General features: G+C 70.3%; 18 protein-coding genes. 7 read left to right on the plus strand and 11 right to left on the minus strand.

Features of this window, described 5'->3' with window-relative positions; all coding sequences use genetic code 11:
* The first annotated feature begins 21 nt into the window (after nt 1-21).
* Nucleotides 22-1,455, plus strand: coding sequence for an RNB domain-containing ribonuclease (locus ACPYOG_RS00280; protein WP_481292273.1), 1,434 nt, complete (start codon nt 22-24; stop codon nt 1,453-1,455).
* Between the two features lie 40 nt (nt 1,456-1,495).
* On the opposite strand, the gene ispG is transcribed toward ACPYOG_RS00280, so the two are convergent.
* From ispG to ACPYOG_RS00300, 4 genes are all read right to left on the minus strand, one after another.
* The gene (ispG, locus tag ACPYOG_RS00285) at nt 1,496-2,629 is read right to left on the minus strand and encodes a flavodoxin-dependent (E)-4-hydroxy-3-methylbut-2-enyl-diphosphate synthase (protein WP_481292316.1); all 1,134 of its coding nucleotides are present in this window, start codon (nt 2,627-2,629) and stop codon (nt 1,496-1,498) included.
* Between the two features lie 100 nt (nt 2,630-2,729).
* Nucleotides 2,730-4,061: a M50 family metallopeptidase gene (locus ACPYOG_RS00290; RefSeq protein ID WP_481292274.1), complete on the minus strand. Its 1,332-nt coding sequence runs from the start codon at nt 4,059-4,061 to the stop codon at nt 2,730-2,732.
* Between the two features lie 109 nt (nt 4,062-4,170).
* Nucleotides 4,171-5,259, minus strand: a complete 1,089-nt coding sequence (locus ACPYOG_RS00295; RefSeq protein WP_481292317.1) for a 1-deoxy-D-xylulose-5-phosphate reductoisomerase — start codon at nt 5,257-5,259, stop codon at nt 4,171-4,173.
* A 70-nt stretch (nt 5,260-5,329) separates the two neighbouring features.
* The gene (locus ACPYOG_RS00300; RefSeq protein WP_481292275.1) at nt 5,330-6,676 is read right to left on the minus strand and encodes an aminotransferase class III-fold pyridoxal phosphate-dependent enzyme; all 1,347 of its coding nucleotides are present in this window, start codon (nt 6,674-6,676) and stop codon (nt 5,330-5,332) included.
* Between the two features lie 75 nt (nt 6,677-6,751).
* On the opposite strand from ACPYOG_RS00300, the gene ACPYOG_RS00305 reads away from it, so the two are divergent.
* The 3 genes from ACPYOG_RS00305 (at nt 6,752) to ACPYOG_RS00315 (ending at nt 9,429) form a co-directional block, all read left to right on the plus strand.
* Nucleotides 6,752-7,735: an FKBP-type peptidyl-prolyl cis-trans isomerase gene (locus tag ACPYOG_RS00305; RefSeq protein ID WP_481292276.1), complete on the plus strand. Its 984-nt coding sequence runs from the start codon at nt 6,752-6,754 to the stop codon at nt 7,733-7,735.
* A 9-nt stretch (nt 7,736-7,744) separates the two neighbouring features.
* Nucleotides 7,745-8,599 (plus strand): hypothetical protein, encoded by an 855-nt coding sequence (locus ACPYOG_RS00310; protein ID WP_481292277.1) that lies wholly within the window; start codon nt 7,745-7,747, stop codon nt 8,597-8,599.
* A gap of 71 nt (nt 8,600-8,670) precedes the next feature.
* Entirely contained in the window at nt 8,671-9,429 is a 759-nt protein-coding gene (locus ACPYOG_RS00315; RefSeq protein WP_481292278.1) for a lysophospholipid acyltransferase family protein, read from the plus strand.
* 145 nt (nt 9,430-9,574) lie between these two features.
* Here ACPYOG_RS00315 and ACPYOG_RS00320 read toward each other — a convergent pair whose 3' ends face one another.
* Nucleotides 9,575-10,048, minus strand: a complete 474-nt coding sequence (locus ACPYOG_RS00320; RefSeq protein ID WP_481292279.1) for an OsmC family protein — start codon at nt 10,046-10,048, stop codon at nt 9,575-9,577.
* Between the two features lie 115 nt (nt 10,049-10,163).
* Between ACPYOG_RS00320 and gabT the strand changes: the two genes are divergently transcribed.
* From gabT to ald, 3 genes are all read left to right on the plus strand, one after another.
* Complete coding sequence (gene gabT, locus ACPYOG_RS00325) at nt 10,164-11,525, plus strand: 4-aminobutyrate--2-oxoglutarate transaminase (protein WP_481292280.1); 1,362 nt, start codon at nt 10,164-10,166, stop codon at nt 11,523-11,525.
* 20 nt (nt 11,526-11,545) lie between these two features.
* Nucleotides 11,546-12,565: an asparaginase gene (locus ACPYOG_RS00330; RefSeq protein ID WP_481292318.1), complete on the plus strand. Its 1,020-nt coding sequence runs from the start codon at nt 11,546-11,548 to the stop codon at nt 12,563-12,565.
* A 290-nt stretch (nt 12,566-12,855) separates the two neighbouring features.
* Complete coding sequence (gene ald, locus ACPYOG_RS00335) at nt 12,856-13,971, plus strand: alanine dehydrogenase (protein WP_481292281.1); 1,116 nt, start codon at nt 12,856-12,858, stop codon at nt 13,969-13,971.
* A 34-nt stretch (nt 13,972-14,005) separates the two neighbouring features.
* Here ald and ACPYOG_RS00340 read toward each other — a convergent pair whose 3' ends face one another.
* The 6 genes from ACPYOG_RS00340 to ACPYOG_RS00365 all read right to left on the minus strand — a co-directional run bounded on the left by ACPYOG_RS00340 (nt 14,006) and on the right by ACPYOG_RS00365 (nt 26,701).
* The gene (locus ACPYOG_RS00340) at nt 14,006-14,632 is read right to left on the minus strand and encodes a hypothetical protein (RefSeq protein WP_481292282.1); all 627 of its coding nucleotides are present in this window, start codon (nt 14,630-14,632) and stop codon (nt 14,006-14,008) included.
* Nucleotides 14,629-16,941, minus strand: coding sequence for a transglutaminase-like domain-containing protein (locus tag ACPYOG_RS00345; protein ID WP_481292283.1), 2,313 nt, complete (start codon nt 16,939-16,941; stop codon nt 14,629-14,631). Before ACPYOG_RS00345 ends, ACPYOG_RS00340 begins: the two co-directional genes overlap by 4 nt.
* On the minus strand, nt 16,941-18,281 hold the full coding sequence (locus ACPYOG_RS00350) for a DUF58 domain-containing protein (protein WP_481292284.1): 1,341 nt from the start codon (nt 18,279-18,281) through the stop codon (nt 16,941-16,943). The genes ACPYOG_RS00345 and ACPYOG_RS00350 overlap by 1 nt, the downstream gene beginning before the upstream one ends.
* Nucleotides 18,278-19,249: an AAA family ATPase gene (locus ACPYOG_RS00355; protein WP_481292285.1), complete on the minus strand. Its 972-nt coding sequence runs from the start codon at nt 19,247-19,249 to the stop codon at nt 18,278-18,280. The genes ACPYOG_RS00350 and ACPYOG_RS00355 overlap by 4 nt, the downstream gene beginning before the upstream one ends.
* Nucleotides 19,250-19,346: 97 nt before the next feature.
* A complete protein-coding gene (locus ACPYOG_RS00360) occupies nt 19,347-25,274 on the minus strand; it encodes an Ig-like domain-containing protein (RefSeq protein WP_481292286.1) in 5,928 nt (1,975 codons plus the stop codon).
* On the minus strand, nt 25,271-26,701 hold the full coding sequence (locus ACPYOG_RS00365) for a serine/threonine-protein kinase (RefSeq protein WP_481292287.1): 1,431 nt from the start codon (nt 26,699-26,701) through the stop codon (nt 25,271-25,273). The genes ACPYOG_RS00360 and ACPYOG_RS00365 overlap by 4 nt, the downstream gene beginning before the upstream one ends.
* Between the last annotated feature and the right edge of the window lie 25 nt (nt 26,702-26,726).

The raw sequence follows: 26,726 nt of genomic DNA on the forward strand, positions 1-26,726 counted from the left end.
GGCGGCGGCTAGGGTGGCGGCATGCCCGACCGCCGGACCCGCGTCGCCCCCTCGGCGTCCGCCGCGCCGCTCGCCGCGTCCCTCGCCGCCTTCCGCCGTGAACTCGGACTGCCCGACGCCTTTCCCCTGGAGGTCGAGGCAGAGGCACGGGCAGCGGCGGCCGCGCATCCCCTGCCCGGCACCGACCTCACCGACGTTCCCTTCCTCACCATCGATCCGGCGGGGGCCACCGACCTGGACCAGGCGCTGCACCTCTCCCGGGATGGCGACGGCTTCCGCGTCCGCTATGCGATCGCCGACGTCCCTGCGCTCGTGGTCCCCGGCGGCCGGGTGGATGCGGAGGCCCGGCGCCGCGGCCAGACGCTCTACGCCCCCGACGGCCGCGTGCCGCTGCATCCCTCCGCCATCGGTGAGGACGCCGGGTCGCTGTTGCCGGGCGTCGTGCGGGGCGCGTTCGTCTGGGACATCGTCCTCGACTCCGACGGGCACGAGACGTCCGTGCAGGTCGCGCGGGCGCGTATCCGATCCCGGCGGCAATGGTCCTACGACGAGGCCCAGGCGGCGATCGACGACGGGACCGCTCAGCCCGAACTCGCACTCCTCCAGGAGGTCGGCACACTGCGGATCGCGTGCGAACGGGAACGCGGCGGCGCCAGCCTCAACACCCCCGACGAGGAGGTCGTCTTCCGCGACGGCACCTACGACCTCCAGCGCCGGGCAACGCTGCCCGTCGAGGAGTGGAACGCGCAACTCTCGCTGCTGACCGGGATGGCGGCTGCCGGACTGATGCTGGAGGCGCGGGTCGGCATCCTGCGCACCATGCCTCCACCCGGCGCCGACGCGTTCACGGCCTTCCGCGCAGCGACCGTGGCTCTCGGCCTCGGCTGGCCCGAGGGCATGCCGTACGGCGAGTACCTGAGGACGCTCGACCGCGCCGAGCCGAAGGCAGCCGCCGTCCTGCAGGCGGCCACCAGTCTGTTCCGCGGCGCGGGCTACGTCGCACTCGATGGTGCGGCTCCGGCCGATCCTCAGCAGGCGGCCATCGCTGCGCCGTACGCCCACGTGACGGCGCCGCTCCGGCGGCTGGTCGACCGCTGGGGGCTCGTCATCTGCGAGGCGCTCTGCGCCGGTGCGCCCGTGCCGGCCTGGGCGCGGAACTCCCTGGCCGAGCTGCCCTCGATCATGGGCGCGTCATCCCGGCTGGCGGCCCAGGTGGACGCCGGCGCAGTGGATCGGGTGGAGGCTGCCCTGCTCAGCTCACGCGTCGGGGCCGAACTGGATGCGACAGTGCTCGCGGTGCGCAACGGCACCGCCCTCGTCCAGTTGGACGATCCGCTGGTGTCCGCCTCGGCGCCGCGGCCGGACGGCGTGCGGCCGGGCGACCGGCTCCGTCTCCGGGTTCAGGCGGCCGACATCGCGGCGGGACACGTCGCGTTCGAGCCGCTCCTCGGCTGACGTCGCCCCTCTTCTGAGGACTTTCCGCCCCCGCGGCCCCTCAGTGCGCGCCGACGGAGACGGTCGGCTCGCCCGAGGTCTGGTCGCCCATCTCGTCGGCGAGGCGGTTCGCCTCGGCGATGAGGGTCGCCACGATCTCCGACTCGGGCACCGTCTTGATCACTTCGCCCTTGACGAAGATTTGGCCCTTGCCGTTTCCGCTGGCAACGCCGAGGTCGGCCTCACGGGCTTCGCCCGGTCCGTTCACGACGCAGCCCATGACGGCCACCCGGAGCGGCACGCTCATGCCCTGCAGCCCTTCGGTGACGCTGTCGGCGAGCGAGTACACATCCACCTGGGCCCGGCCGCAGCTGGGGCACGAGACGATCTCGAGCTTGCGCTCGCGGAGGTTCAGGGACTGCAGGATCTGCAGGCCCACCTTGACCTCTTCCGCCGGGGGCGCGGACAGCGAGACCCGGATGGTGTCGCCGATGCCCTCCCCGAGCAGGATGCCGAACGCGGTCGCCGACTTGATGGTGCCCTGGAACGCGGGCCCGGCCTCGGTCACCCCGAGGTGGAGCGGCCAGTCGCCGCGCTCGGCCAGGAGCCGGTACGCCTTCACCATGACGATGGGATCGTTGTGCTTGACGGAGATCTTGAAGTCGTGGAAGTCGTGCTCCTCGAACAGGCTCGCCTCCCAGACGGCCGACTCGACGAGGGCCTCCGCGGTCGCCTTGCCGTACTTCTCCAGCAGCCGCGGGTCGAGCGAACCGGCGTTCACTCCGATCCTCAGCGAGACATCCGCCGCCTTCGCCCGTTTGGCGATCTCGGCGATCTGGTCGTCGAACTTGCGGATGTTGCCCGGGTTGACGCGGACCCCCGCGCAGCCGGCATCGATCGCTGCGTAGACGTAGTTCGGCTGGAAGTGGATGTCGGCGATGACCGGGATCTGGCTCTTCTTGGCGATGATCGGCAGCGCCTCCGCGTCGTCCCGGCTGGGCACGGCGACGCGGACGATGTCGCAGCCGGAGGCCGTGAGTTCGGCGATCTGCTGCAGCGTGGCGTTGATGTTGGTCGTCGGCGTCGTGGTCATCGACTGGACGCTGATGGGCGCATCCCCTCCGACCAGGACTTTGCCCACCCGGATCTGGCGGGACGTGCGACGAGGTGCGAGGGTTTCGGGGACTTTGGGCATCCCCAGATTGATTGCTGCCACGCGCTCAATCCTACGCGGCACGGTGGGAGGCGGCTGGATGCCCGCCGAGCGCCTGGCATGCCCGGAACAGCCCGACCGCTCAGCCGAAGAGGTTGACCGGCTTCACGATGTCGGCGTACATCAGCAGCACGCTCATCCCGCCGAGGACGACGACGACGGCAAACGTGAGGGGCATCAGCTTGGCCATATCGACCGGCCCCGGGTCGCGGCGGCGGAACAGCTTCGCGACCGAGCGCCGCAGTCCTTCCCAGAGTGCCCCGGCGATGTGCCCGCCGTCGAGCGGGAGCAGCGGGACCAGGTTGAAGACGAACAGGGCGATGTTGAGCGAGGCCAGCATCCCGATCATCGTGTAGACCTTGTCCACCACCGGTACCCCGTCGAGAGCGGTGAGCTCACCGGCGGCACGGCCGATGCCGACCACGCTGATGGGCCCGTTCGGGTCGCGCTGGCCGGAGCCGAACGCGGCGTTCCAGACGTCCACCATGCGCTGCGGGAGGTGCACGAACACGTTGACGACCGCCCCGGTCTGCGCTCCCACCGCCGGCAGCACCGACGTCACCGGCTGCGGGACGAGCTCGGCCACGGGGCCGATGCCGACGAAGCCGACCGTGAGGGTCTCGATCCCGCCGGACGCATTCTTCACGACGGCGCCGTTCGCGTCGGTCTTGGCCACCTTGTTGACGACGGGGGTCACCTGAACCGTGCGCTCCTGACCGCCACGGCTCAGCACGATCGTGAGGGTGCGGCCAGCCGAATCCCGGATGATCGAGGTGGACTGGTCCCAGCTCGTGATCTTCGTTCCGTCGATGCTGACGATCGTGTCGCCAGGCTTCAGACCGGCAGCGGCGGCCGGCCCCTGGGTGGCATCGGCCGGGCACGTCTGGCTCGTGCTGCCCGCCGGCAGCACGCACTGGCTGACGGTCGCCACGGTGGTCGAGCTCTGCGGCACACCGAAGCCCATCAGGAGCACGCCGAACAGGGCGACCGCGATCACCAGGTTCATGAACGGGCCGCCGAACATGATGACGATCCGCTTCCAGACCGGCAGTCGGTAGAAGGTGCGCTCCTCCTCGCCGACGGCGACGGTCTCGGAGCTGGCCGTCCGCGCATCCTGCGCCATCTGCTGCATGAAGCCGGTGGTCGCGTTGCGGCCGCGACCGCCGTCCTTGCCGGGAGGGAACATCCCGATCATCGAGATGTAGCCGCCGAGCGGGATGGCCTTCACGCCGTACTCCGTCTCACCGCGACGGAACGAGAACAGCGTCTTTCCGAAGCCGATCATGTACTGCGTGACTTTGACGCCGAACAGCTTCGCGGGAACGAGGTGGCCGATCTCGTGCAGAGCGATCGACACGGCGACGCCGATCAGGATGATGACGACGCCGAGGACGAACAGGAGCACGGATTCCACGGCTCCAGGCTAGCGCCGGACGCCTTGGAGGAGGCCGCGAGCCGGCTCGGTACGCGCTATGCGGCCGCTCTGCTTCTCGTCCGCTTCTCGCGCGACGATCAGACCTCGATCAGGCGGCGATCAGCGCGTCCGCCTTCGCCCTCGCCCAGCGCTCGGCCTCGGCCAACGACTCCCGGGTGAGCACCCCCGCCGGGACGTGCGCATCGACGACGCGCTCCACCGTCTCGAGGATGTCGAGGTACCCGATCGCGCCCGCGTGGAACGCCGTGACCGCCTGCTCGTTGGCCGCATTGAAGACCGCTGGATAGGTCCCTCCCATCAGGCCGACGCGTTTGGCGAGGGCGACGGCCGGGAAGGCGTCTCCGTCCAGCGGCTCGAAGCTCCAGGTGTGGGCTGTTGACCAGTCCAGCGGCATGCCGACGTCCGGAACGCGATCGGGCCAGCCGAGTCCGAGCGAGATCGGCAGCCGCATGTCGGGCGGGGACGCCTGCGCGATCGTGGAGCCGTCGACGAACTCGACCATCGAGTGGATGACGGACTGAGGATGCACGGTGACCTCGATCCGGTCGTACGGCACGTCGAACAGGAGGTGCGCCTCGATCACCTCCAGGCCCTTGTTCACGAGCGTCGAGGAGTTCGTGGTCACGACGAGCCCCATGTCCCAGGTGGGATGCGCCAGCGCCTCCTTCGGCGTCACCTCCCGGAGCGCCTCCCGCGACCGTCCGCGGAAAGGTCCGCCGGACGCGGTGAGGACCAGTCGCCGCACCTCGGACGCCGCCCCGGACCGCAGGGCTTGGGCGATCGCGGAGTGCTCGGAGTCGACGGGGACGATCTGGCCGGGCGCGGCGGCCTGCTTCACGAGGCCGCCGCCGACGATCAGCGACTCCTTGTTCGCCAGCGCCAGCAGCGCGCCGACCTCGAGCGCTGCCAGGGTCGGACCGAGACCGACGGAACCGGTGATCCCGTTGAGCACCACATCCGCTTCGACCGACCGCACGAGCAGTTCCGAGTCGTCCGCGCCGAGGGCCGTGTCCACGACGCCGAAGCGTTCGGCCTGCGCCGCGAGCTCGTCCGCATTGCGGCCGGCGCTCAAGCCGACGACGCGGAACAGGTCCGGATTGGCCGCCACGACATCCAGCGCCTGCGTTCCAATGGAACCGGTGGACCCGAGGATGATGACTCTGCGCACGAAGGCCATGGTACGCATGGCGCCCCGGTGCCGGGCAGCCTGGTCAGCCGAGGGGGCCGGGACGGCCCGGACGGCCGGCTCAGCCGAGACGGCCGAGCGCCTCCTCGAGCACGGTCGCCGCATCGTCGATCAGCTCGTCGCTGATGACGACCGACGGCAGCAGGCGCAGCACGCTGTCCCAGCTGCCCGCATCGAGCGGGATGACGCCGTTGCGGGTCGCGTGGGCGAGCACCGCCTTCAGCGCCTCCGGGTTGGGCGTCTTCGTGCCGGGGACGACCAGCTCGACGCCGAACATCGCTCCCTTTCCGCGCACCTCCCCGACGACCGGGAACCGCTCGGCCCAATCGCCGATCCGCGCCCACAGCGCCTGCTCGACACGGCGGGCCTCGGCCAGCAGGTCCTCCTTCTTGAACGCCTCGAACACCGCAAGGGCCGCAGCCGTCGACACGGGGTTGCCGCCGAAGGTGCCGCCGATTCCCCCGGGCTGGACGGCATCCATGATCTCGGCGCGTCCGGTGACCGCCGCTAGCGGGAACCCGCCCGCGATGCCCTTGGCACTCGTGACGAGGTCGGGGACGACGCCGTGGTGCTCGATCGAGTACCACGTCCCGGTGCGGCCGATCCCGGCCTGGATCTCGTCGGCGACGAACACGATCCCATTCTCGGCGCAGAACTCCGCGAGACGCGCGAAGTAGCCGGGCGCCGGGATGATGATCCCGCCGTCGCCCTGGATGGGTTCGACGAAGAGCGCGGCCAGCTCGGTCGCGCCGATGTGGGTGCGGATGTAATCGATCGTCCGCTCCGCAGCCTCCTCCCCGGTCATGCCCTCCGGGTCGCGGAAGGGGTAGCTGATCGGGAGGCTGTAGATCTCTCCGGGGAACGGGCCCATGCCCGCGCGCTCCGGCCAGGGCCGGTACGTCATCGCCATGGTCAGGTTGGTGCGCCCGTGGAAGGCGTGGTCGAGCGTCGCGATCGCCCGGCGGCCGGTGTACTTGCGGGCGATCTTCACCGCGTTCTCCACCGCCTCGGCACCGGAGTTGACGAGGATGCTGTGCTTCTCGAAGTCACCAGGCGTGATCTCTGCGAGCTTCTCGGCGACGGCGATGTAGTTCTCGTACGGCGTCACGGTGAAGAGCGTGTGCGTGAGCTTCGCGGCCTGCTCGGCCGCCGCAGCCGCCACCGCCGGGTGCGCGTGCCCGATCGTGGTCACACCGATCCCGCAGCCGAGGTCGATCAGGCGGTTGCCGTCCACATCCACGAGGATGGCGCCGGATCCCGACTCCATGTAGATGTTCGCGAGGGTGCCCGCTCCCCGGCTCACCGCGGCCACGCGGCGCTGCTGCAGTTCGACCGAGCGCGGACCGGGCAGTTCGGTGACGAGATGACGGGACTGGGGCACGGAGAATTCGCGGGTCATGCCCTCCATCGTAAATGGACCATCCAGCGCTCCCAGGCGCGGCTGTCAGCCGGGATAAAGGCTGATAGGGCAGGATGGTCGACCGTGCGTACCTCTCTCAAGGCTCTGACCGCGACCGCGGCGGCTGCCCTCCTCGTCGGAGGCCTTGCGGCCTGCAGCTCCTCGTCGCCCACCAGCGGCTCCACCGCGACGCCCGCGGGCGCGGCGTGCCAGAACGTGAAGTCGGGTGACACGTCGAACTCCATCACGGTGACCGGCAAGTTCGGGAGCGACCCGACCGTGACCTTCTCGACGCCGCTCAAGGTGACCGGCACCGAGCGCACGGTCCTCATCACGGGCAAGGGTGCCAAGACCACCAGCGGTCAGAATCTGGGCCTCGGCCTCGCCGCGTACAACGGGACCACGGGGAAGGCCATCGCCCCGTCGGAGGGCTTCGGCTCGAGCGCGCCCGTCACGGCCAAGATCGACCCCAAATCGTTCCTCCCGGGCTTCGTCAGCGCAGCGGACTGCCTGCCCGTCGGGTCGCGCGCCGTCGTGACCACGACGGCCGAGGGCGCCTTCGGCTCCGGATATGCCCAGCTCGGCGTCAAGAAGACGGACCCCATCGTCATCGTCACCGATGTGCGCAGTGTCCCGGTGATGCGGGCGACGGGCAAGGCGGTCACCCCGCCTGCCGGGTTCCCCGCGGTGAAGCTCGACGCCAAGACGGGCGAGCCGACCATCACCATCCCGAAGTCCACCGCGCCGACGGAGACGAAGATCGGCCTGCTGAAGCAGGGGGCAGGCGAGACGGTCCAGCCCGGCGACACCGTCACCGTGCAGTACAAGGGAGTCCTGTGGCGGAACGGCCAGGCCTTCGACTCCAGCTGGAGCCGGGGCGAACCCGCCTCGTTCCAGACGACCGGCGTGGTCGTCGGCTTCAAGAAGGCGCTCGAGGGCCAGAAGGTCGGGTCGCAGGTCATCGCGATCATCCCCCCGGCCGACGGGTACGGCTCTGCGGGCAACGGTGACATCAAGGGCACCGACACGATCGTCTTCGTCGTCGACATCCTCTCCACCACCCGGTAAGGATCCCCGTTGCGGTTCCCGCGCCTGCGCCCGCTCGCGGCGGCGTTCGCCGTCACGGCGGCCCTCGTCCTGGTTCCCGCCGCAGCGGTGGCGGAGCCGCCCACGCCATTCGAGCCGGGCGACATCATCAGCGACGACAGCTTCTTCAACCCGGACGCGATGACGGCCGGGCAGATCCAGCACTTCCTCGAGGGGCGCTCGTGCCATCCCGAAGACAAGTCGCCGTGCCTCGCCGACTTCCGGATGGACTCCCCGGCCCAGGCCGCCTCGAAGCACCGCTGTGCAGCTCTGCCTGCGCGCGACCAGGAGCGGGCCAGCAGCATCATCGCGCGGGTGGCCACGGCCTGCACGATCAGTCCGCGTGTGCTGCTCGTCCTGCTGCAGAAGGAGCAGTCGCTCCTCACCACGCCGAGTGCCACCGGCTACCAGAGGGCGACCGGATACGCCTGCCCGGACACCGCGGCCTGCGACACGCGCTACTTCGGCTTCTTCAACCAGGTGTACCGGGCGGCGTGGCAGTTCCGGGAGTACACCGTCCATCCGCAGGACTGGCGCTACCGCATCGGCGGCAACAGCATCCAGTACCACCCGGATGTTGCGTGCGGGGCGAGCACGGTGCGGATCGTCAACCAGGCGACCGCCAACCTCTACAATTACACGCCGTACCAGCCGAACGACGAGACGCTCAGCGCGCCGGCGGGCGAGGGCGGCGCCTGCTCGGCGTACGGCAATCTCAACTTCTCGCGGCTGTACGCGGAGTGGTTCGGGTCGCCGCTGGCGGTGCGCTACGCGGGATTCGTCGAACCGTGTCTCGTGTACGAAGGCGGCTTCGGCTGCCCCCGGCATTCGCCGCTGCAGCCGTGACGCGGAGAGGCGCCGGAAGGTCCGCCGCCGTCCATGCCCCGGAGGGCATACGGGCGCGCTACCCTCGAAGGGTGAGCATCGACGAGCCCGACGATGGTGCTGCCGAGGTGAAGAGGCCCGGCGCACTGTACTTCCTCGGCCGCGTCCTGATGGCCCCGCTGCTCAAGCTGATCTACCGCCCGCGCGTGATCGGCAAGCGCAACGTCCCCAAGCAGGGCAAAGTCATCCTCGCCAGTAATCATCTGTCGTTCATCGACTCGATCGTCATCCCGATGACGGCGCCGAGGCGGGTGCAGTTCCTGGCGAAGTCCAGCTATTTCGAGGGCAGCGGACTGAAGGGACGCGTCTCCCGCGGCTTCTTCACGGCGATCGGTGCGGTCGGCGTCAAGCGCGGTGCGGGAGCCGCCGCCCAGGAGGCGCTGGACCAGTCCCGGCGCATTATCGAGACGGGATCCGCTTTCGCCCTCTATCCCGAGGGGACGCGTTCGCTCGACGGACGCCTCTACAAGGGGCGGACCGGGATCGGCTGGCTGGCGCTGACCACCGGTGCCGTCGTCGTCCCGGTCGGCCTCGTCGGCACCGACCAGATGCAGCCGGTCGGAGCGCGCTTCCCCCGGCCTCACCGGATCACGGTCACCTTCGGCCAGCCGATCGACGTGTCGCGCTTCGGGCCGCCTGAGTCCGGGCGGGCCCGGCGCCAGGCGACGGATGCCGTCATGACGGCCATCCACGAGCTGACCGGTCAGGAACTGGCCGGGGTCTACAACGAATCCCCGCCCGCGAACACCGTCGAGCGCGTCAGGCGCGCCCTGCGCCCTGAGCGTCTCTGACGCCTCACCTCCCGCGCCCGCGCCTCACCTCCCACCGTCGAGTCCGCAGAGACTGTACAGCCGTACGGCGTGTCGCGTGCAGTCTCTGCAGACTCGATGGTGGGGCGGACTCGATGGTGGGGCGGACTCGACGGTGGGGCGGGGGTCAGGCGAGGGTGAGGGTCGACGGGGTGTGGTGGACCGGGAAGTTCACGCTCGCGGCGATGAAGCACTTCTCGGCGGCCGGTTCGTGGAGGCTCGCGGCGAGCTCCGCCTGGGCGGGGTCGGCGATGGTCACGCGCGGGCGCAGGGTCGCCTCGGTGAAGTGGCCGCCGCCGTTGCCGGTCTGCTCCATCGTGCCGGTGGCCGCGTCCGTGTAGCCGACGACGACGACTCCGGCCCGTGCCGCCTCGGCGAGGTAGCTGAGCATGTGGCACTGCGCCAGGGCGGCGAGCAGCAGCTCCTCCGGGTTCCAGCGGTCAGAGTCGCCGAAGAACGTGCGGTCGGCCGAACCCTCGATCGAGTGCTTGCCGGCGGCGCTCACGACGTGATCGCGCCCGTACTCTTTGTAGCTGCTGGTCCCGCTCCCCCGGTTGCCCGTCCACTGCAGGTCGATCGCGTATCCATGCTCCAGCTTCATGCTCCGATTCTCGCACCGGACCGGACGGGTCATTCCCTCGATAGGCGGTCGCTGGTCCACAGGGAGGGTGGCGGCCCCGTCGCCTGGAGCCCTCCGGGATAGACTCGACGGCATCATGACCGACACCGTCAGCACCCCCGCGCCCGTCTACTCCGTTCCACAAGAACGCCGTATCGTCACGGCCGTCCCCGGCCCGAAATCGCAGGAACTGCACGAGCGCCGCCTGGCCGTCGTGCCGACCGGCGTCTCCTCCGCGCTGCCCATCTACATCGCGCGCGCCAACGGCGCCGTCCTCGTCGATGTGGACGGCAACCAGTTCGTCGACTTCGGCGCGGGCATCGGCGTCACCACGGTCGGCCACACCGAGACGGCGGTCGTCGAGGCCGCCGCGGGTCAGCTGCAGGACGTCATCCACACCCTCTTCACCATCACGCCCTACGAGGAGTACGTGCGGGTCGCCGAGCTGCTCGCCCAGCACACGCCCGGCGATCACGCCAAGAAGACGGTGCTCGTCAACTCCGGAGCGGAGGCCGTCGAGAACGGCGTGAAGATCGCGCGCAAGTTCACCGGTCGTCGCGCTGTCGCGGTCCTCGATCACGCCTACCACGGGCGCACCAACCTCACGATGGCGATGAACTACAAGGCGATGCCGTACGCGACCGGTTTCGGCCCGTTCGCCGGCGATGTCTACCATGTGCCCAACTCCTACCCGTACCGCGACGGACTCAGCGGAGCGGAGGCGGCCGCGCGCACGATCGCCTATCTGGAGAAGGTCATCGGCGCCTCCGACCTCGCGTGCCTCGTCGCCGAGCCGATCCAGGGCGAGGGCGGCTTCATCGTCCCCGCAGAGGGCTACCTCGCAGCGCTCCAGGACTGGTGCACAGCGAAGGGCGTCGTCTTCATCGCGGATGAGATCCAGAGCGGGATGGCGCGCACCGGCGCCTTCTACGCGAGCGAGCACTTCGGCCTCGTCCCCGACCTGGTGCTCAGCGCCAAGGGCATCGCGGGCGGGCTTCCCCTCGCCGCCGTCACCGGCCGCGCCGAGATCATGGATTCTGCGCAGCCGGGCGGCCTCGGCGGCACGTTCGGAGGCAACCCGGTGGCGGCCGCGGCCGCAGTCGCCGTCTTCGAGACGATCGAGCGAAACGACCTTCTCGCGGAGGCCGGGCGCATCGAGAGGGCGCTGAAGCCGGCATTGGTGGAACTGCAGGAGAAGTACGACATCATCGGCGACGTGCGCGGCATCGGCGCCATGATCGCGATCGAGCTCGTGAAGCCGGGAACCGCTCAGACGACCAAAGAGCCCAACCCTGACGCCGTCAACCGGATCATCGCGGCGGCCGCCCAGCAGGGCATCCTCTTCCTCAATGCGGGCACCTGGGGCAATGTGCTCCGGTTCCTCCCGAGCCTCGCCGTGTCCGACGAACTGATCGCCGACGCCGTGTCGGTGATCGACGACGCCATCGCAGCGCTGTGAGCACGGAGCGTGTCGGCTCGGTGACGAGCCCGTCCGAGAAGGCTTCCGGACCTGCTGTGTTCGGGGTGGATGAGGCGGTGGAGCTGGCGGCGGTCGAGCGCAGTGGCTTCGTGGAGTCGCGGCATTCGGGATCCGCTGTCGTGCTGGGTCCGGACGGCACCGTGGTCCGCAGCCTCGGTGCTCCGGAACGCCCGGTGTTCCCGCGATCGAGCATGAAGCCGTTCCAGGCCGTCGCAGTGATGGGCGCGGGAGTTCCGCTGGAGGGTGCGAGCGCCGTGCTCGCAACGGCCAGCCACGCGGGAACGCCCGCGCACCTCTCCGTCGTGCGGACGCTCCTCGCCCAGGCGCAGCTGACGGAGGACGCCCTCCGCTGCCCGCCGGACTGGCCGCTGGACACCGCAGCACGCGACGAACTCGTCCGAGCGGGCGGGCACAAGCACCCGGTGTACATGAATTGCTCCGGCAAGCACGCCGCCATGCTGTGGGCCTGCCGGATCAACGGATGGCCGACCGAGAGCTACCTCGATCCGCAGCATCCACTGCAGCAGCACATCCGCGACACCGTCGAGCGGCTGACCGGCGAGAAGGTCGTCGCGACCGGCATCGACGGCTGCGGCGCTCCGGTCTACGCCATGTCCCTGCTCGCGCTCGCGCGCGGCATTCAGCGCATCGCGACGGCCTCCACGGGCTCGCCGTTCGCGCTGTTCAGGAACGCGGCGATCCTCACGAACGCGGTACTCGCCGAGGGATGGGCGATCGACGGTCCCGGGCGCGTCAACACGGTCGTCATCGACGAGCTCGGAGTCTTTGCCAAGCTGGGCGCCGAGGGCGTGATGGTCATGACCGCCCGCGACGGCACCACGGTGACGCTCAAGATGCTCGACGGGAGCCTGCGCGCCGCATCCATCGTCGCCCTCCGTCTGCTGGCCGACGCCGGCGCGCTCACGCACGAGGACGTCGACCGCGTCGTCCCCGCCCTCGACCTCGCGGTCCTCGGCCGCGGCGCCCCTGTCGGCGCCATCCGCGCCTCCTACGTCTGACCCCGCGCCCCACCGCCGAGCCCACGCGCCGTCCGCCTGACCCGCGCCCCACCATCGAGTACACGAAGACTGCACGTTTTGCGCTCAGAAGCGTGCAGTCTTCGTGTACTCGATGGTGGGACGGAATCGTGAGCGGGGCGGTGAGGGCAAGCGGAGGCGCAACGGAAACCGTCTGCGCAGGCGGCATCCGGGCGCGAAATCAGCATTGGGTCCGCCAGAATTCAGTCGAAATCCTCCGTGAAGACGGCTATGGTGAGAGCGAACCATCACGTCGAGTGCGAAGGAGCCCCATGAAGGTCGCGATCCCCCGTGAGATCAAGAACAACGAGTTCCGGGTGGCGATCACCCCCTCCGGCGTGCACGACCTGGTCGGCGCAGGTCACGAGGTCTTCGTCGAGTCGAGCGCGGGCGTCGGATCGTCCATCCCGGATGAGCTGTACGCCGGCGCGGGGGCGACCATCCTCCCGGATGCGGCGTCCACATGGGCGGCCGGCGACCTCATCCTCAAGGTGAAGGAGCCCATCGAGAGCGAGTACGGCTATTTCCGGCGTGGGCTCGTCCTATTCACCTACCTGCACCTCGCCGCCGACGAGGCGCTGACCCGCGCGCTCATGGACGGCGGTGTGACGGCCATCGCCTACGAGACCGTGCAACTGCCGACTCGCGCGCTGCCTCTGCTCGCCCCGATGAGCGAGGTCGCCGGACGCCTGGCGCCGATCGTCGGCGCCAACACGATGCTGAAGCCGAACGGCGGACCGGGGCTCCTGGTCCCGGGCGTGCCCGGGACCCATCCGGCCATCGTCACGGTACTCGGCGGCGGCGTCGCCGGCACGAACGCGATCTCGGTCGCGGTCGGCCTCGGCGCCGAGGTCACGGTGCTCGACACCAACATCCAGCGCCTCCGCGAGCTCGATGCCCTCTACGCCGGGCGCATCAAGACGATCGCGTCGAACAGCTTCGAGATCGACAAGGCCGTCGTCGCCTCGGACCTCGTGATCGGCTCCGTCCTGGTGCCCGGGGCGAAGGCGCCGAAACTGGTCACCAATGAGATGGTGTCGCGGATGAAGCCGGGCAGCGTCCTCGTCGACATCGCCGTCGACCAGGGCGGATGCTTCGAGGACTCCCACCCGACCACGCACGCCGACCCCACCTTCACGGTGCACCAGTCGCTGTTCTACTGCGTCGCGAACATGCCGGGCGCTGTCCCGCACACCTCCACCTACGCGCTGACCAACGCGACCCTGCCGTACGCCCGGGCCATCGCGAACCGCGGCTGGCAGGAGGCCCTGCGTGCCGACGCATCCCTCGCCCTCGGCCTCAACGTGCACGACGGCCGCGTCACCAATGAGGGCGTGGCCTCCGCGCACGGCTTGGACGTCATCCCCGTCTCCGACGCGCTCGCCTGACGCCCTCGCCTGACGTCCTCCTGCGCCGTGCCGGTCAGGAGACGTCGAACCAGTGGTCGCCGATCTCGACGCGCGTTCCGCGGGTGACCCGGTAGCGTCGCCCCGCCTCGCACTGGCGGGCGACGCCGCCGAGGGGATGCGCGACCGTTCCGTTGCCGGAGTAGCGGTCGCAGATCCACAGCTCGTCGCCCTCCAGACCGAACTCGAGGTGCGTCTTGGACACGCTCCGGCCGGGATCGGAGACGACGACCACCTGGTCGACGTGCTCCCCGGGCTGGGTGATCGGTCGGCGACCGATGAGCCCGGAACCGGACACCTCGACCACATCCCCGGTCGAGAAGCTCAGGGTGTAGGAGCGGTGGACCGGTGGATGCGCGCGCGGCGCCTGCTCCATCGACACGATGGTCATGGCCTGCGTGGGCGGCAGGCCGTCCTCGTCCAGTTCGACGCCGTCCGGGAAACGCCCCGCGATCGCAGGGGCCGGCGGCCGTTCGGCGAGCCGGTCGCCCAGGATCGAGCGGTCGGTCAGGATGGAGGTGTCGGACGGGCGCGGGTCGGCCAGCTCGGGTGCACGCACCCGGGAGGCCGTGACGGAGCTCCCGCAGAGCGGGCAGAAGAGGGTACCCTCCGCCAGCTCGGAACCGCACACGCGACAGCTCATCGTTCCCGTCCCCTTCGTCCGCCCTGCTTTCCACGGTAACCGAGCGATCGCAGCGAGACGGCAGCGAGCAGTCTCTTCCACCGCGTGTCGCGCTTGGCGAGCTGGGCCCGGAGCTCGTCGACCGCCTTCCACACCGTTACGGCCTCGTCCGGCGTCGGTGCGATGCCGCTGAACGTCGCCCGGTCTGCGACCTTCGCGAGAGCCTGCGCCCGCGAACCTCCGATGGTGTCGGCGAACTCCACCCGGGTCGCTGCCGGGGGTGGTTCGTAGCCGTGATCGACCGCCGCGTCCGCGAACTCCCGCCAGCCGCCGACGATGCGCTCACGCGCAGTCGCCGCGGATCGTCGCAGCACGCGTCGCCGCCATTTGGCGGCGACCACGGCCAGGAACGGCGAAGCGACGATCGCGAGGACGAGCAGCGACCACCCTGCGATGATGAGCACGGCGAGAAGGGTCTCCAGCACCGGGTTCGGCTGCGGCTGGTTCGACGGGTCGACCTGCGCCTGCGGCGGCTCGTCGTTGCGCTGAGGGTTCTCGTCGACCGGCGGCTGCACGTTCGTCTGCGGCCGCGAGATCTCCGTGGGCTGGTCGGGCTGCTTCGGCGGGACCGGGCGGAGAGGCGGGGTGGGGTCGACGGTCACCCAGCCGGAGGTCGTCTGCACCTCGATCCAGGCGGAGATGTCCGCGCCGACCAGGGTCACGGCGGGCCCCGTCGCGTCCTTCGGCGCCACGAACCCCACCACGACCCGGGCCGGGAAGCCCAGCTGGCGCGCCATGAGCGCGGCGGTGACGGAGTACTGCTCCTGATCGCCGAGCATCGGCACGGACGTGAGCAGTTCGGTGATGCGGTCTGCGCCGTGACCGGAGCGGCTGGGCGGCTCGCCCGGTCCGATCCCGTGACTGATGTAGCCGTTCTCGGCGAGGCCCCGCAGGGCCGCGGCGAGCTTCGCACCCGCCCCCGAGGCGCCGGCCGTGTACTTCTGCAGGACGGACTGCAGTTCGTCCGGGATGACGGTCGGACGCGGCACGGTATCGCTCCCCGGCTGCACCTTCTCCAGCTGGGCGGCGGTCAGCAACGGCTTCACCACCGACTCCGCGGTATACGCGTCGCCTGTATGCAGGGCCGTCGTGACCGCGCCTGTCCCGGTCACGTCGTTGTAGTAGAAGGCGCCGGCGAGCCGGCTTCCGTCCTGGCCGGCGAACGCCACCTGCTCGAGCTGGCCGTTCCCCGGGAGCCAGGGGCCGCGGTAGTCGCGCACGACGACGGTCGTGGTGGTCTGCGTGCCTCGCGTCCCGCTCTGATCCATGCGGTACGGGACACGGGTGAAGGAACCGGATGCGCTGGTCGTGTCGCCGCTGCCGACGGCGTAGGTGATGCCGTCGTAGGTGTCGAGCGTCGCGATCCTCAGCCGGCGGTCGGCCGGCAGCCCCGAGACGCTGAGCATCGGCTCGTCCGCCTTCCCCGGCTCGAGATAGGAGCGGAACGCGCTCAGCGGGCTCGGGTAGTCTCGCGGATCGAACGGCTGCTCGACCGCCGTCCGCACCACCTGCCGCTGCCCCTGCGGCGGGAGGATGGCGGCAGCCGCGATTCCAGCGGCCGCGGCGGTGACCAGCATGACCGTCGCCCCCGCCGTGGTCAGCAGCGCGGTCGAGCGCCGCTCGCTCCTGGACTCCACCAGCAGCCCGCTCTGCTCGCGCAGCGACCGGATGGATGCGGCCCTGCGCAGGAGGCGGAAGCGGATCAGCCAGGCGAGCAGCACCGCGAAGAGGGCGAACAGCAGCCCCAGCGGAACGGAGCCGGACGACGGGCCGAGCAGGATGCCCGCGACCAGGAGCAGGACGGGAGGGACGGCCGCGAGCTCCGGACGCGACGATCGCAGGGCGATGGTCACCGTGAGCGTCGTGGCCAGCAGCGTGAGCAGGAATGCGGGCACCAGCAGCGCCTGGTACGACCCGACCGGCACGCTGATCGTGACGAGCTGCTTCCAGCTCAGCCAGGTTCCCTGCACGAGGTCGAGGAAGCCGGGACCCGTCGGCAGCAGTCCGCCCCCGGCGGCCTCCGAGGGCACGGCGAGCGGGACCCCGAGACCGAGGTAGGCGAGCACGACGAGCGCTGCGATGAGGATGCTCGGGAGGCGGAACGCCCATCCCACGACGCCGATGGCCGCGCCGGTCAACAGCGTGACGACCAGCATCGCGACGAAGGCGCTCGACTGGTAGACCGGCCAGAACGACCACGCGCCGAGGGCGACGGCGGCCAGGGCGAAGACGGCATCGACGAGGATGCGGAAGGAGCGCCGGGCGGGCATCAGGTCGCCAGCCGTTTCGCCAGGCTGTGCTGGAGGTCGTCCAGGTAGCCGATGGTCAGGACGCTGAGGTCCGAGACCCGCCGGAGGGACGGGATGGCGCCCTCGTCGCACACGATGGCGACGACATCCACTCCGAGCGGGAAGTGCGCGGCAGCCGCACGGAGCTGGGAGGCCGTCGGCGTCGAGCCGGAGACGAGGAACGCGATGGAAACGCCGGCCGAGTCGTCGGAGGCGACTCGCGCCAGCTCGGTCAGACGGAGCGCGGCGTCGGCGGTCTCGACCCCGGCCAGGTCGTCCAGGAGCCGGCCGCGGTTGACGGTGCTGAGCCGCCGGGCGCTGAACACCATCCGCTTGGCGAAGTCGGGCGTCTCGGCACTGGCGACCACCGAGACCGTGCGCGAGTCGAGCATCGCCCGGACACCGAGGGAGCCGGTGACGCTCACGGCCAGCTCGAACTCCTCCTCGGTGGCGTAGTCAGCCGCCGACAGGCTCAGCGCGACCAGGAGATGGCTCCGGCGCGTCTCTTCGAACTGGCGCACCATGTAGCTGCCGGTCTTCGCCGTCGACTTCCAGTGGATGTAGCGGCGCTCGTCGCCGGGGACGTACTCCCGCAGCGCGTGGAAGGCGATGTCGCTCGCCGTGAGGTCCCGGGTCGGCGAGCCCTCGAGGTCGCGCACGAAGCCGGTGCTCATGCTCGGGATGGCGATGGTGCGCGGATGGACGAACAGGTCCAGCGACTCGGCCCAGACGACCTCGCGGCGCAGCAGCCCGATCGGATCGGCACGGACGGTGCGCACGGGGCCGATCGGCACGATCCCGCGCCGGGAGGTCGGCACGACGAACACGTCGGAGTGCTCCTCCCCCGCGGCGAGCGAGGGAGCGGCGAACTCCGCCAGGCCGTGACCCACCGGGACCTCGACCCGGACACCGGCGAGCCTCCGCCGCAGCGGGTTGCGGATCGAGACCTCACCGGGCGCTCGGTCGCCGACGACCACCCGGTTCGCGGGGAGGGACAGCCCGACGTCGTACGCGGTGCGGCCGATCAGGTAGCCGGATCCGACGACCAGGAGGACGAGCGCCGTCCATCCCGTGACCACCGCCTCGATCCAGCTCCACACGTATCCCACCGTCAGGGCGAGAACGGTGAGTGCCAGCAGCGACCAGCCGAGGGCGGTCACCACGGCGCCCACCCGCCGTGCGACCGTGGCGATGGCACGGCCCGCGGTCGCGGACATCCGGACGACCCACACGATCGCATCCGCGAGGAAACCGTCGCGCTCGCCGACGATGCGAGCGCGTACGTTGGTCAGCTCGGTCTGCGCACGGGTGACGGTGGTCACACAGCGACCCGATCACTCGGCGGCGGGGTCTCGATCAGCAGCTGACCGACCAGGCTCGACGCACTGACGCCCTCGAACTCGGCCTCCGGGTCGAGCACCAGGCGATGGGCGAGCACCGGCTCGGCCAGGGCCTTCACGTCGTCCGGCGTCACGTAGTAGCGACCGGAGGCGGCTGCCAGCGTCTTCGCGGCGCGCAGCAGCGCCAGCGCGCCGCGCACGCTCACCCCGAGACGGATCTCGTCGGCGCCGCGGCTCGCCTCGACCAGCCGCGAGATGTAGTCGTTGATGGTCGCATCGACGTGCACACTCCGCGCCATCGTCGCCATCTCGACGACGGTGCCGGCCGAGATGACCTCCGGTACGACGACCTCGTGCGCCCGGCGCTCGGAGCCCTCCAGGATGCGCAGCGTCGCCTCGTGGTCCGGGTAGCCGATCGACGCCTTCATCAGGAACCGGTCCAGCTGCGCCTCCGGAAGCCGGTAGGTCCCGGCCTGCTCGATGGGGTTCTGGGTCGCGATGACCATGAACGGGGCGCCGACCGAGTGCCGGACGCCGTCGACCGTGACCTGCTGCTCCTCCATCACCTCGAGCAGCGCGGATTGCGTCTTCGGGCTCGCTCGGTTGATCTCGTCGGCGAGGACGATATTGGCGAAGACCGGTCCGCGATGGAACTCGAACGCGCCGGTCCGCTGGTCGTAGATGTTGACGCCGGTGATGTCGCCCGGCAGCAGATCGGGGGTGAACTGGACCCGGTTGGTCGTCCCCCGGACGCTCTCGGCGATGGCGCGTGCGAGCGATGTCTTGCCGGTGCCCGGGAAGTCCTCGAGCAGCAGGTGGCCCTCGCTGAACAAGGCGGTCAGGGCCAGCCGGATCACGTGGGTCTTGCCGAGGAGCACCTGGTCGATGTTCCCGACGAGCCGCTCGAACACTCCGGAGAACCAGCCGGCCTGCTCGGGGGTCATCGTCATGCTCCGGCCTCTTTCGATTCGGGGCGCGGCCACAGGGTCCGCGGAGGAAGGGATGGGCGCCGCGGGATGCGGCTCACCTCAGTATGCCGTCGCGCGGTCATTGCAGTGCCGATCCCGGGTAGTCGACAGCGTACGTGTCGGGCTTCGAGACGACGCGGACCGTCAACGTGGGCGACGGATCGTTCGCCGGCGCGGTGCAGGTGGCGGTCTGACCTGCCGCCGGCATCGGCAGCTGGGTCGTGCCGTCGCAGCTGTACGTCACAGCGTCGTAGGCGCCCGTGGGCCAGCTGGTCCAGCTGAACACCTGGGTGGCGGCGTCGTAGCGTGCGCCGCCGATCGAGAGGTTCACGGCGACGCCGAGATCCTGGGTGGCGCTCTGGTCGGTGCACAGGGACGAGCCGTCCGGGTAGCCCTCGCAGACTCGCGTGATCTTGACGGTCAACGGCATGCCGTAGTGGTTTCCGCCCGAGCCGGACAGGATGCCCGTGGTGCCCTTCAGCGTTCCGCTGTCGACCACGGCCGCACCGTCGAGCAGTTGGTAGTCGAACGTGGGATTCGCGCCGCCCCCCGACCGGTAGGAGACGGTGACCTCGAAGTCGACCGTCGTGCCGTTCTGCACGCGCCGGTTGACGGCGATCCCGGTCACGCTGCCGGGCGACTGCCGCGGAGTCGCGCTGACGACGGCGGCAGGCGTGCAGCCCTGGCCGTTGTAGGCGTAGACGATGAAGTTGTAGGTCTGATTCGGGCTGAGTCCGGTGAACGTCACGCTGCCGCCCTGCACATCCTGCAGGCCCGGATCCGGGTGAACCACCGGGTTGTCCGTCCCTACGCCGCTGACCGAGCAGCCCGGCGCACGCGGCCCCTGGAAGACTCCCGCGTAGTAGTCGGTGATCGCCTTGCCGTTGTCTCCGAAGACGTTCGGCCAGCTCAGCGTCGCACTCGTCCCATCGGTCGTGTCCGGAGTGGCGACCGGCGCGACGCCCGTGGTCGTCGGCGCGCCCGCGGGCACGCCACTGCCCTGGCTCTGGTTCCACGTCGTCCGGCCCTGATAGAAGTCGTTCCGGGATGCCACCGTGAATGCGATGGCGACGCCGTTGGCGATGCCGTCCGCGGTCACGTTCAGGGAGTACGTCGTTCCCACCGGATCGGACGCCAGGGCCTGCACAGAGTTCGCGATGCCTCCGACGGAGACCAGATAGGAGGTGATCGGGCTGGCCCCGGGGGCATCGGCCGGCTTCGACCACGAGATCCGCAGGCCGTGATCGAGCGGCAGCGACGACAGCTCGACGGGCGCGTTCGGGATGACGTCGGACCACACCGGCTCGGCGTACGCCGTCGGGTCGGACAGCCCGAGCGCGTTCCGCGCGCGCACGCTCAGCGTGACGGCATCGGAGGGACCGTTGCCCGGCGTCGTGACCGCGCAGGTCGTCGTGGCGCACTCCGTCGTCGACAGCACCGCTCCGCTCGCCGCCGAGGACATCGTGACTTCGAACCCGGTGATCGGCGAGTTGTTGAAGGCGCCGGGGATCCAGCTCACCGTCAGGCTGCGGTCGGCGATGGCGGCGATCTGCACGTTCGACACGGGCGCCGGGCGGTCCTGCACGGAGATCGTGACGGTTCCCCAGGTGTAGCGGTCGGGGTCGTCGGTGGCGTCGGCCACCTCGTATTGCAGGGTCGCATCCGCGGGCGCCGCCGTCGCCGACACGGCGACCTGCAGCTGCGAGTTGTCGGTGTTGGGCGTGATGCTCACGCCGTCGGGCAGCCCGGTGCCGAGGCCGCGCACCGCGAGGACACGGAGCGGCGTGCCCGGGAAGGGGTTCGTGGCGCCGTCGTTCGCCAGCACATCCACGGTCGTCGTCTGGCCGCGAGGCGCGATCACCCGGTCGGGCTGGGGACTCGCCAGTGGCCGCGTCGAGGGCACCACCTGGATGTCGATCCGTCCGGCCTGACCGGTGTTGACCGCATCCTTCACCCCGATCGAGAGGGAGGGGGTCGATCCCTTCGCCGTCCCGGATGCGACCGTGATGGTCAGCTTCTGACCGTCGAGCGACGTGCTCACCCCCGCGGGCCGCGGTTCCTGGACGGAGTAGACGAGCTCGCCCTGGTCCTTGACGTAGGGATACGTCGTCACCTTCGTGAGATCGACCGTCTTGGTCTGGCCCGGCTCGAAGTCGATCAGGGCTCCGGTGAACACCGGCGGCTGGTTCTCGCGCGGAGTCACGTCGATGGGCAGCACGATCGTGGCCACGTTGCCGTTCGGATCCGTCGCGCTGGACCCGTCGGTCACCTGGAACGAGATGGAGGCCGGCCCGAAGTACCGAGGCGAGGAGGTGAACTGGAGGGTGTCGCTTCCGGCGACCAGGTCGTCGCCGTTGGCGTGCGTCGCCCGGACGGTCGCCGCGTCCGTGAGGCGCACCTTCCGGCCGCCCACTGCGACGATGTAGTCGTTGAGGTGGATGGTGAGCGTCTTCTCGCTCACCACCGTCAGCTTGGGAGCGCCTCGCTTGAGCTGCGGCAAAGCGTCGTCATACCCGGGAACGTGCACGAACCCGTAGGCCATGACGGAGGGATCCTCGGGGTTCGCAACGCGGAACGGCACGATCTGGCTCTTCGACCCGATCGCGATCCGGAGTCGCTTTGCTGCCGTCACCTGCGCGTCGTTCGTGTAGCCGGGAACCAGCGAGAGCTTGAGGGTGGAGACCGGCCCGTCGGCGAAGAAGACGTTGGCCAGGACATTCACGTCGACGCGATCCTTGCCCAGGATGTCCGAGAGCCCCAGAGTCGTGTCGGAGACGATGGGACGCGCCGGCGGCGCCTTCGCATCCACGGTGAGCCGGAGGAATGCCTGGCTGGTCCCGCCGCGCTCGTTCTGGATGGTGTAGAGGAACCCGTAGGCGCCCTCGGTCTTCGGCGCGGTCACCGTCACCAGGTTCCCGGTGATCTTCGCCTTGGCCTTGCCGTCGAGCGAGGTGATGGCCGTCACGCTGAGCGGGCTGCCGTCCGGGTCGCTGTCGTTCGCCAGCACCTGCACCAGGAGGGTCCGGCCGGGACGCGCCGTCACGTCGTCCTCGACAGCGACGGGATTGCGGGCGCCCTCCACGCGGGCCGCGATGCCGACCCGCACGGTGCCCGTCGCCCGTGCGCCGAGCGCATCCACCACGGCGTAGGTGAACGTGTCGGTGCCTGCCGCGTAGTCGCCTGCCTGAAAGTCCATCCAGTCGGGGCCGGAGGCGACCACCGCGCCCTTCTGCGGGTTGGTCTCCTGGCCGATGAACTGGACGGAGTCGCCGTCCGGATCGATGCCGGAGAGCGGGATGGTGATCCGCGCCGTGTCACCGGCGAGGACGCGCGCCGTCACGGTCTTCGGGACGGGCGGGTTGTTCGTGGCCGCATCCCGCTCGCGCACGGCGATGGAGACCTCGGCCGTCGCCCACTGGCCGTCGGCGCCGTACACCTTGTATGCGGCGGTGTAGTTTCCGGGCTTGGCGGGGGCGAGGTAGCGCAGGTGATCGCCGCTGGCGAAGAGCAGGCCGGCGCCGCTCGGCAGTGGCGTCGCGAGCGTCGGGTCGAGCGTGAGCTTGTCGCCGTCCGGCTGCACGTCGTTGGCGAGCACCGGGATGTCGACCACGTCGTCGACGCGGACGGAGACCGAGTCGGGAGCGGCGATCGGCGGCTGGTGCACGGTCAGCGGCGGCAGCTGGACGATCGTGACGGTGCCGACCGTGTCGGCGAGGCCGTTGCTGAGCCGGTAGTGGAAGTCGACGGGGCCCTCCAGCGGCCGGCTGAGAGTGACGCGCAGGGTGCGCTGCTGGAGCACCTGGATGCGGACGCCGGCCGCCGGCCCCGGCTCCGTCGCACCGGTGACCAGCAGCACTCCGCCGGACGGGTCGATGTCGGTCGACAGGACATCCACGTCCTGGGTCGACTGCTCCCGGATGAATGCCGTGTGCGGCACGGCGATCGGTGTGGTCTTCGCACCCGGCGGCGCCTTGACCTCGACGCGGACCACTCCTGTCGCCGTGATGACGCCGTCGGTCACCGAGTACTCGATGTTGTGCGTCCCGGCCTGATCCGACGTGAAGCGGAAGGTGCCGCCCTGGTAGTCGGGTGTGATGGTCGCGTCGGCCTTGGTCGGCACCGTGCTCAGCCGGACGGTCCCGTTGCCCCCGCGCACATGGTCGAGCGGCGCGACGGTCACCTCTTGCCCCTGGTACGCGACCACCGCGAACGGGTCGGCGATGATCGGGACCTGACCGGGCGGCCGGACGGTGACGGCGAGGAGACCCGCAGAATCGGCCCGGCCGTCGGACAGCGAGAGCGCCACATCCTTCACCCCGGATCCGTCGCCGTGATCGGAGTAGGCGATCTGACCCTGCGGGGTGAAGGTGACCTGGTCGGGCGCCGGGACGGAGGCGGCTGCGAGGTAGAAGGAGTCGCCGTCGGGGTCGTAGCAATCGCCCAGGACCGGCGCGGTGACCCTCCCGCCGGTCTGCACGACCGCCTTGGCGGTCCGGACGCAGACCGGCGGGCTGTTCTCCAGCGGTGTCCGCACGCTCACGACGACATGCGCGGTCGCCGTTCCACCGCGGCCATCGGAGATCGTGTAGTCGAACCCGATCGTGCCGGTCGCGGTCTCTGGCAGCGAGATCTGCAGCTGCTGGTCCGCGTTGGTCAGCTCGATCGTGCCTTGCGCCGCGGGCACGGCGGTGAACGAGTCGATGGTCAGGACGTCGCCGTTCGGGTCGTAGTCGTTGAGGAGAACCGGCAACGGGGTGACCCTGCCCGGCCGGGCCCCGAAGGCGTCGTCCACCGCGACGGGAGGCTGTTCCTGCTTCTCGAACTGCGGCGCAGTGTCCTGCTTGGTCTGGTCGACCAGCTCTTTGGTGGACTTCCTGGAGACCAGCTCATCCCAGTTGTCGATGCGCGCATTGCCGCTCTGCACCGCCCAGGAGACGCCGGAACGCCCGTCGTTGAGCACCACCCGGTCGCCGTTCGTGCGGAACGCCAGGGTGGCGCCGGACGGGACGTCCTTCACCGTCGACCGGTCCCCCGCTCCCGCTGCCGAGCACGACCGCCAGGCGGTGCCGTCGTTCCAGGCCGCGTAGGTGCACCCGGCGACGGTCACCGGTGCCGCCGGGGCACCGCCCGGACGGGAGCCGCTCTGCGTCACCGCCCGTGTCGGCTTCCCGCCGTCGAGCGGGACGCGCACCAATCCCGTCGAGGTGGCGATCCAGACCGCGTTCCCTGCCGCCGACGGCTGCTGGAGCACCGCATCCGACCCGGCCGGGAGGACGGAAGCCAGGTCGATGGCGCGACCGTCCACCCAGACCGTGCGCTCGTCCGGATCGAGGAGCGCCCAGTGCCCGCCGACGGTGGTGAGCGCGACGTTCGCGCCGTCGCCGCGGGTCGCGACCGTCTGGGTGGTCGTGGACGGCGCCGCAGCCTCGAGATCGACCCGCACGAGCGACCGACTCGCGGGCTGATAGGCGAACAGGACCCCGGAGGGATCCATCGCCGCCACCGCCCGGCCGCCCAGATCGATCGTGGGGGCGGAGCCGGAGTTGAACTCGTCGAGCTGGCCGACGTTGGTGAGCCACACCTGGCCGGTCACCTGCGACAGGAGGGCGACATGGCCGCCCGCCAGCGAGACCTGCGGCGATCGCGGCGGCAGAGCCACCGACTTGCCCGCCTCCGCCTTGGCCGGGTCGACGACCGCGATCGTGTTCGCCTCGCGGTCGACCAGCAGCACGTCGGTGCCGTCCTGGACGACGTCGAGCGCCTCTCCGGTGCCGGCCACGACCGTGTTCAGCTTGTCGATCTCGGTGTTCGCCCGCCCGAGCGACTTCTTCGCATCGCTCGACACCCACACCGCGGCGTCGTTCAACTGCAGGTGCTGCGCGCTGTAGCCCCCGGAGACGACGGCGAGCGTGGCCACCAGGGTGGCCACCGCCGTCCCGCTCACGGCCGTGGCCGCGAGGGACTTGTGCGCGGCGAGCCACGAGCCGATGACGCCGAGGCGGCTCACGTCCCGCCTGCCCTCTCGACGCACTTCTGTCCGCTCGGCGTCCCGCTCTTGCCGCTGCGGTTCACCGTGACCGTGACGCACACGGTCTCACCGGGCTTCGCATCCACCCGGAACTCGGTCGCGTGCTGCAGGCTCGGCGGCTGGTCGTCCACCGTCACCTGGTAGCTGTCGCCCTGATGCAGGCCCGGATCGCTCCAGGTGAACACGATCGTGCTTCCGGTGATACGGCCGCTGAGGTCGCGGACGGTCGGGATGTCGTCGCTCGCGCCGGCGCGCACGAGCACCACCGTCGCGGTGACGGCGAGCACGACGACGAGCGCAGCGCACGCGATCAAGGACAGCACGAGCGCCCGCGACACGCGCGACGGCGGCGGCTGCTGCTGCGGTGTCTGGGCGCTGCCGCTCTCACGGATGACGGTCCGGGTCGGCGCTCGCGTGACGGTCGACGCGACAGCGGTGGGCCTGCGCCGGCGGCGCTTTCCACCCGGGTCGATGGCGATGACGCCCTTCACGCGCGTCCGATCCTCCGGGTCGGCCGCCGTGGCCAGCGCCCAGTCGTCCATCGCGACCTCGATCGGTGTCTGCGGCAGGGCCAGTTCGCTCTCCACCGCCTGCAGTTCACGGATGAAGTCGAGGGCGCTCCGCTGCCGCTGCGAGGGGCGCCGGGACAGCGAGCGCAGCAGCACCTGCTCCAGCCGCGGCGGGACATCGGGCCGCCCGATCGGCAGCGGCCGGCCCTTGGTGATGCGCTGGATGAGCTCGGCCGACGTGTTCTCCTTGCCGGGCACCTCGAACGGGGACCGGCCGGCCAGCAGCGAGTACATCGTCGCACCCAGCGACCACACCTCGCTCGCGATCGTCCCGCTCGTCTCGTCGAGCAGGACCTCCGGCGCCGACCACGGGATGGAGAGGCCGATCGCCTCCGTCACATCCGCCTCGCTGAGCGTCGCCGCGATGCCGAAGTCGCTCAGCACGGGATGCCCGTATGCGGTGCTCAGGATGTTGGACGGCTTGATATCGCGGTGCAGCACCCCGGCGCGGTGGGCGGTCTCGACCGCACTGGCGATCCGCACCCCGGTGCTGAGCACCTCCGGCACCGACATCGGCTCTGCGCGGTAGCGCTGCCCGATCGCCGCGGAGCACAGCTCCATCACCAGGTACGGCCGGCCATCGGAGGACACGCTCGCCTGGTACACCGTGAGGATCGAGGGATGCGTGCTCAGCTGGGCCATGAGGTTCGCCTCGGCCTGGAACATCTGCTTCACCTGGCTGGTGACGACCTCGGCGAGCATCACCTTCACGGCGACCTGGCGTCGCGGAAGGTTCTGCTCATAGAGGAAGACGTCGGCAAAGCCACCCGAACCGAGCACGCGGACATACGAGAAGCCGGGAAGGTTGGGTGGCTGGGACGGCAAGCGCCGGGCCATCTGCTCCTCCCGTTCGTCGGCGGAA

Source organism: Leifsonia sp. HAY1-4F, assembly GCF_056755275.1.

Coding starts and splice junctions, on each gene's coding strand:
- ACPYOG_RS00320 (WP_481292279.1), bottom strand. CDS start 10,048: ATGAAGCTGGAGCATGGATACGCGATCGACCTGCAGTGGACGGGCAAC.
- ald (WP_481292281.1), top strand. CDS start 12,856: ATGAAGGTCGCGATCCCCCGTGAGATCAAGAACAACGAGTTCCGGGTG.
- ACPYOG_RS00355 (WP_481292285.1), bottom strand. CDS start 19,249: ATGACGATGACCCCCGAGCAGGCCGGCTGGTTCTCCGGAGTGTTCGAG.
- ACPYOG_RS00300 (WP_481292275.1), bottom strand. CDS start 6,676: ATGGAGGGCATGACCCGCGAATTCTCCGTGCCCCAGTCCCGTCATCTC.
- ACPYOG_RS00365 (WP_481292287.1), bottom strand. CDS start 26,701: ATGGCCCGGCGCTTGCCGTCCCAGCCACCCAACCTTCCCGGCTTCTCG.
- ACPYOG_RS00295 (WP_481292317.1), bottom strand. CDS start 5,259: ATGGCCTTCGTGCGCAGAGTCATCATCCTCGGGTCCACCGGTTCCATT.
- ACPYOG_RS00280 (WP_481292273.1), top strand. CDS start 22: ATGCCCGACCGCCGGACCCGCGTCGCCCCCTCGGCGTCCGCCGCGCCG.
- ispG (WP_481292316.1), bottom strand. CDS start 2,629: ATGCCCAAAGTCCCCGAAACCCTCGCACCTCGTCGCACGTCCCGCCAG.
- ACPYOG_RS00345 (WP_481292283.1), bottom strand. CDS start 16,941: ATGCCCGCCCGGCGCTCCTTCCGCATCCTCGTCGATGCCGTCTTCGCC.
- gabT (WP_481292280.1), top strand. CDS start 10,164: ATGACCGACACCGTCAGCACCCCCGCGCCCGTCTACTCCGTTCCACAA.
- ACPYOG_RS00340 (WP_481292282.1), bottom strand. CDS start 14,632: ATGAGCTGTCGCGTGTGCGGTTCCGAGCTGGCGGAGGGTACCCTCTTC.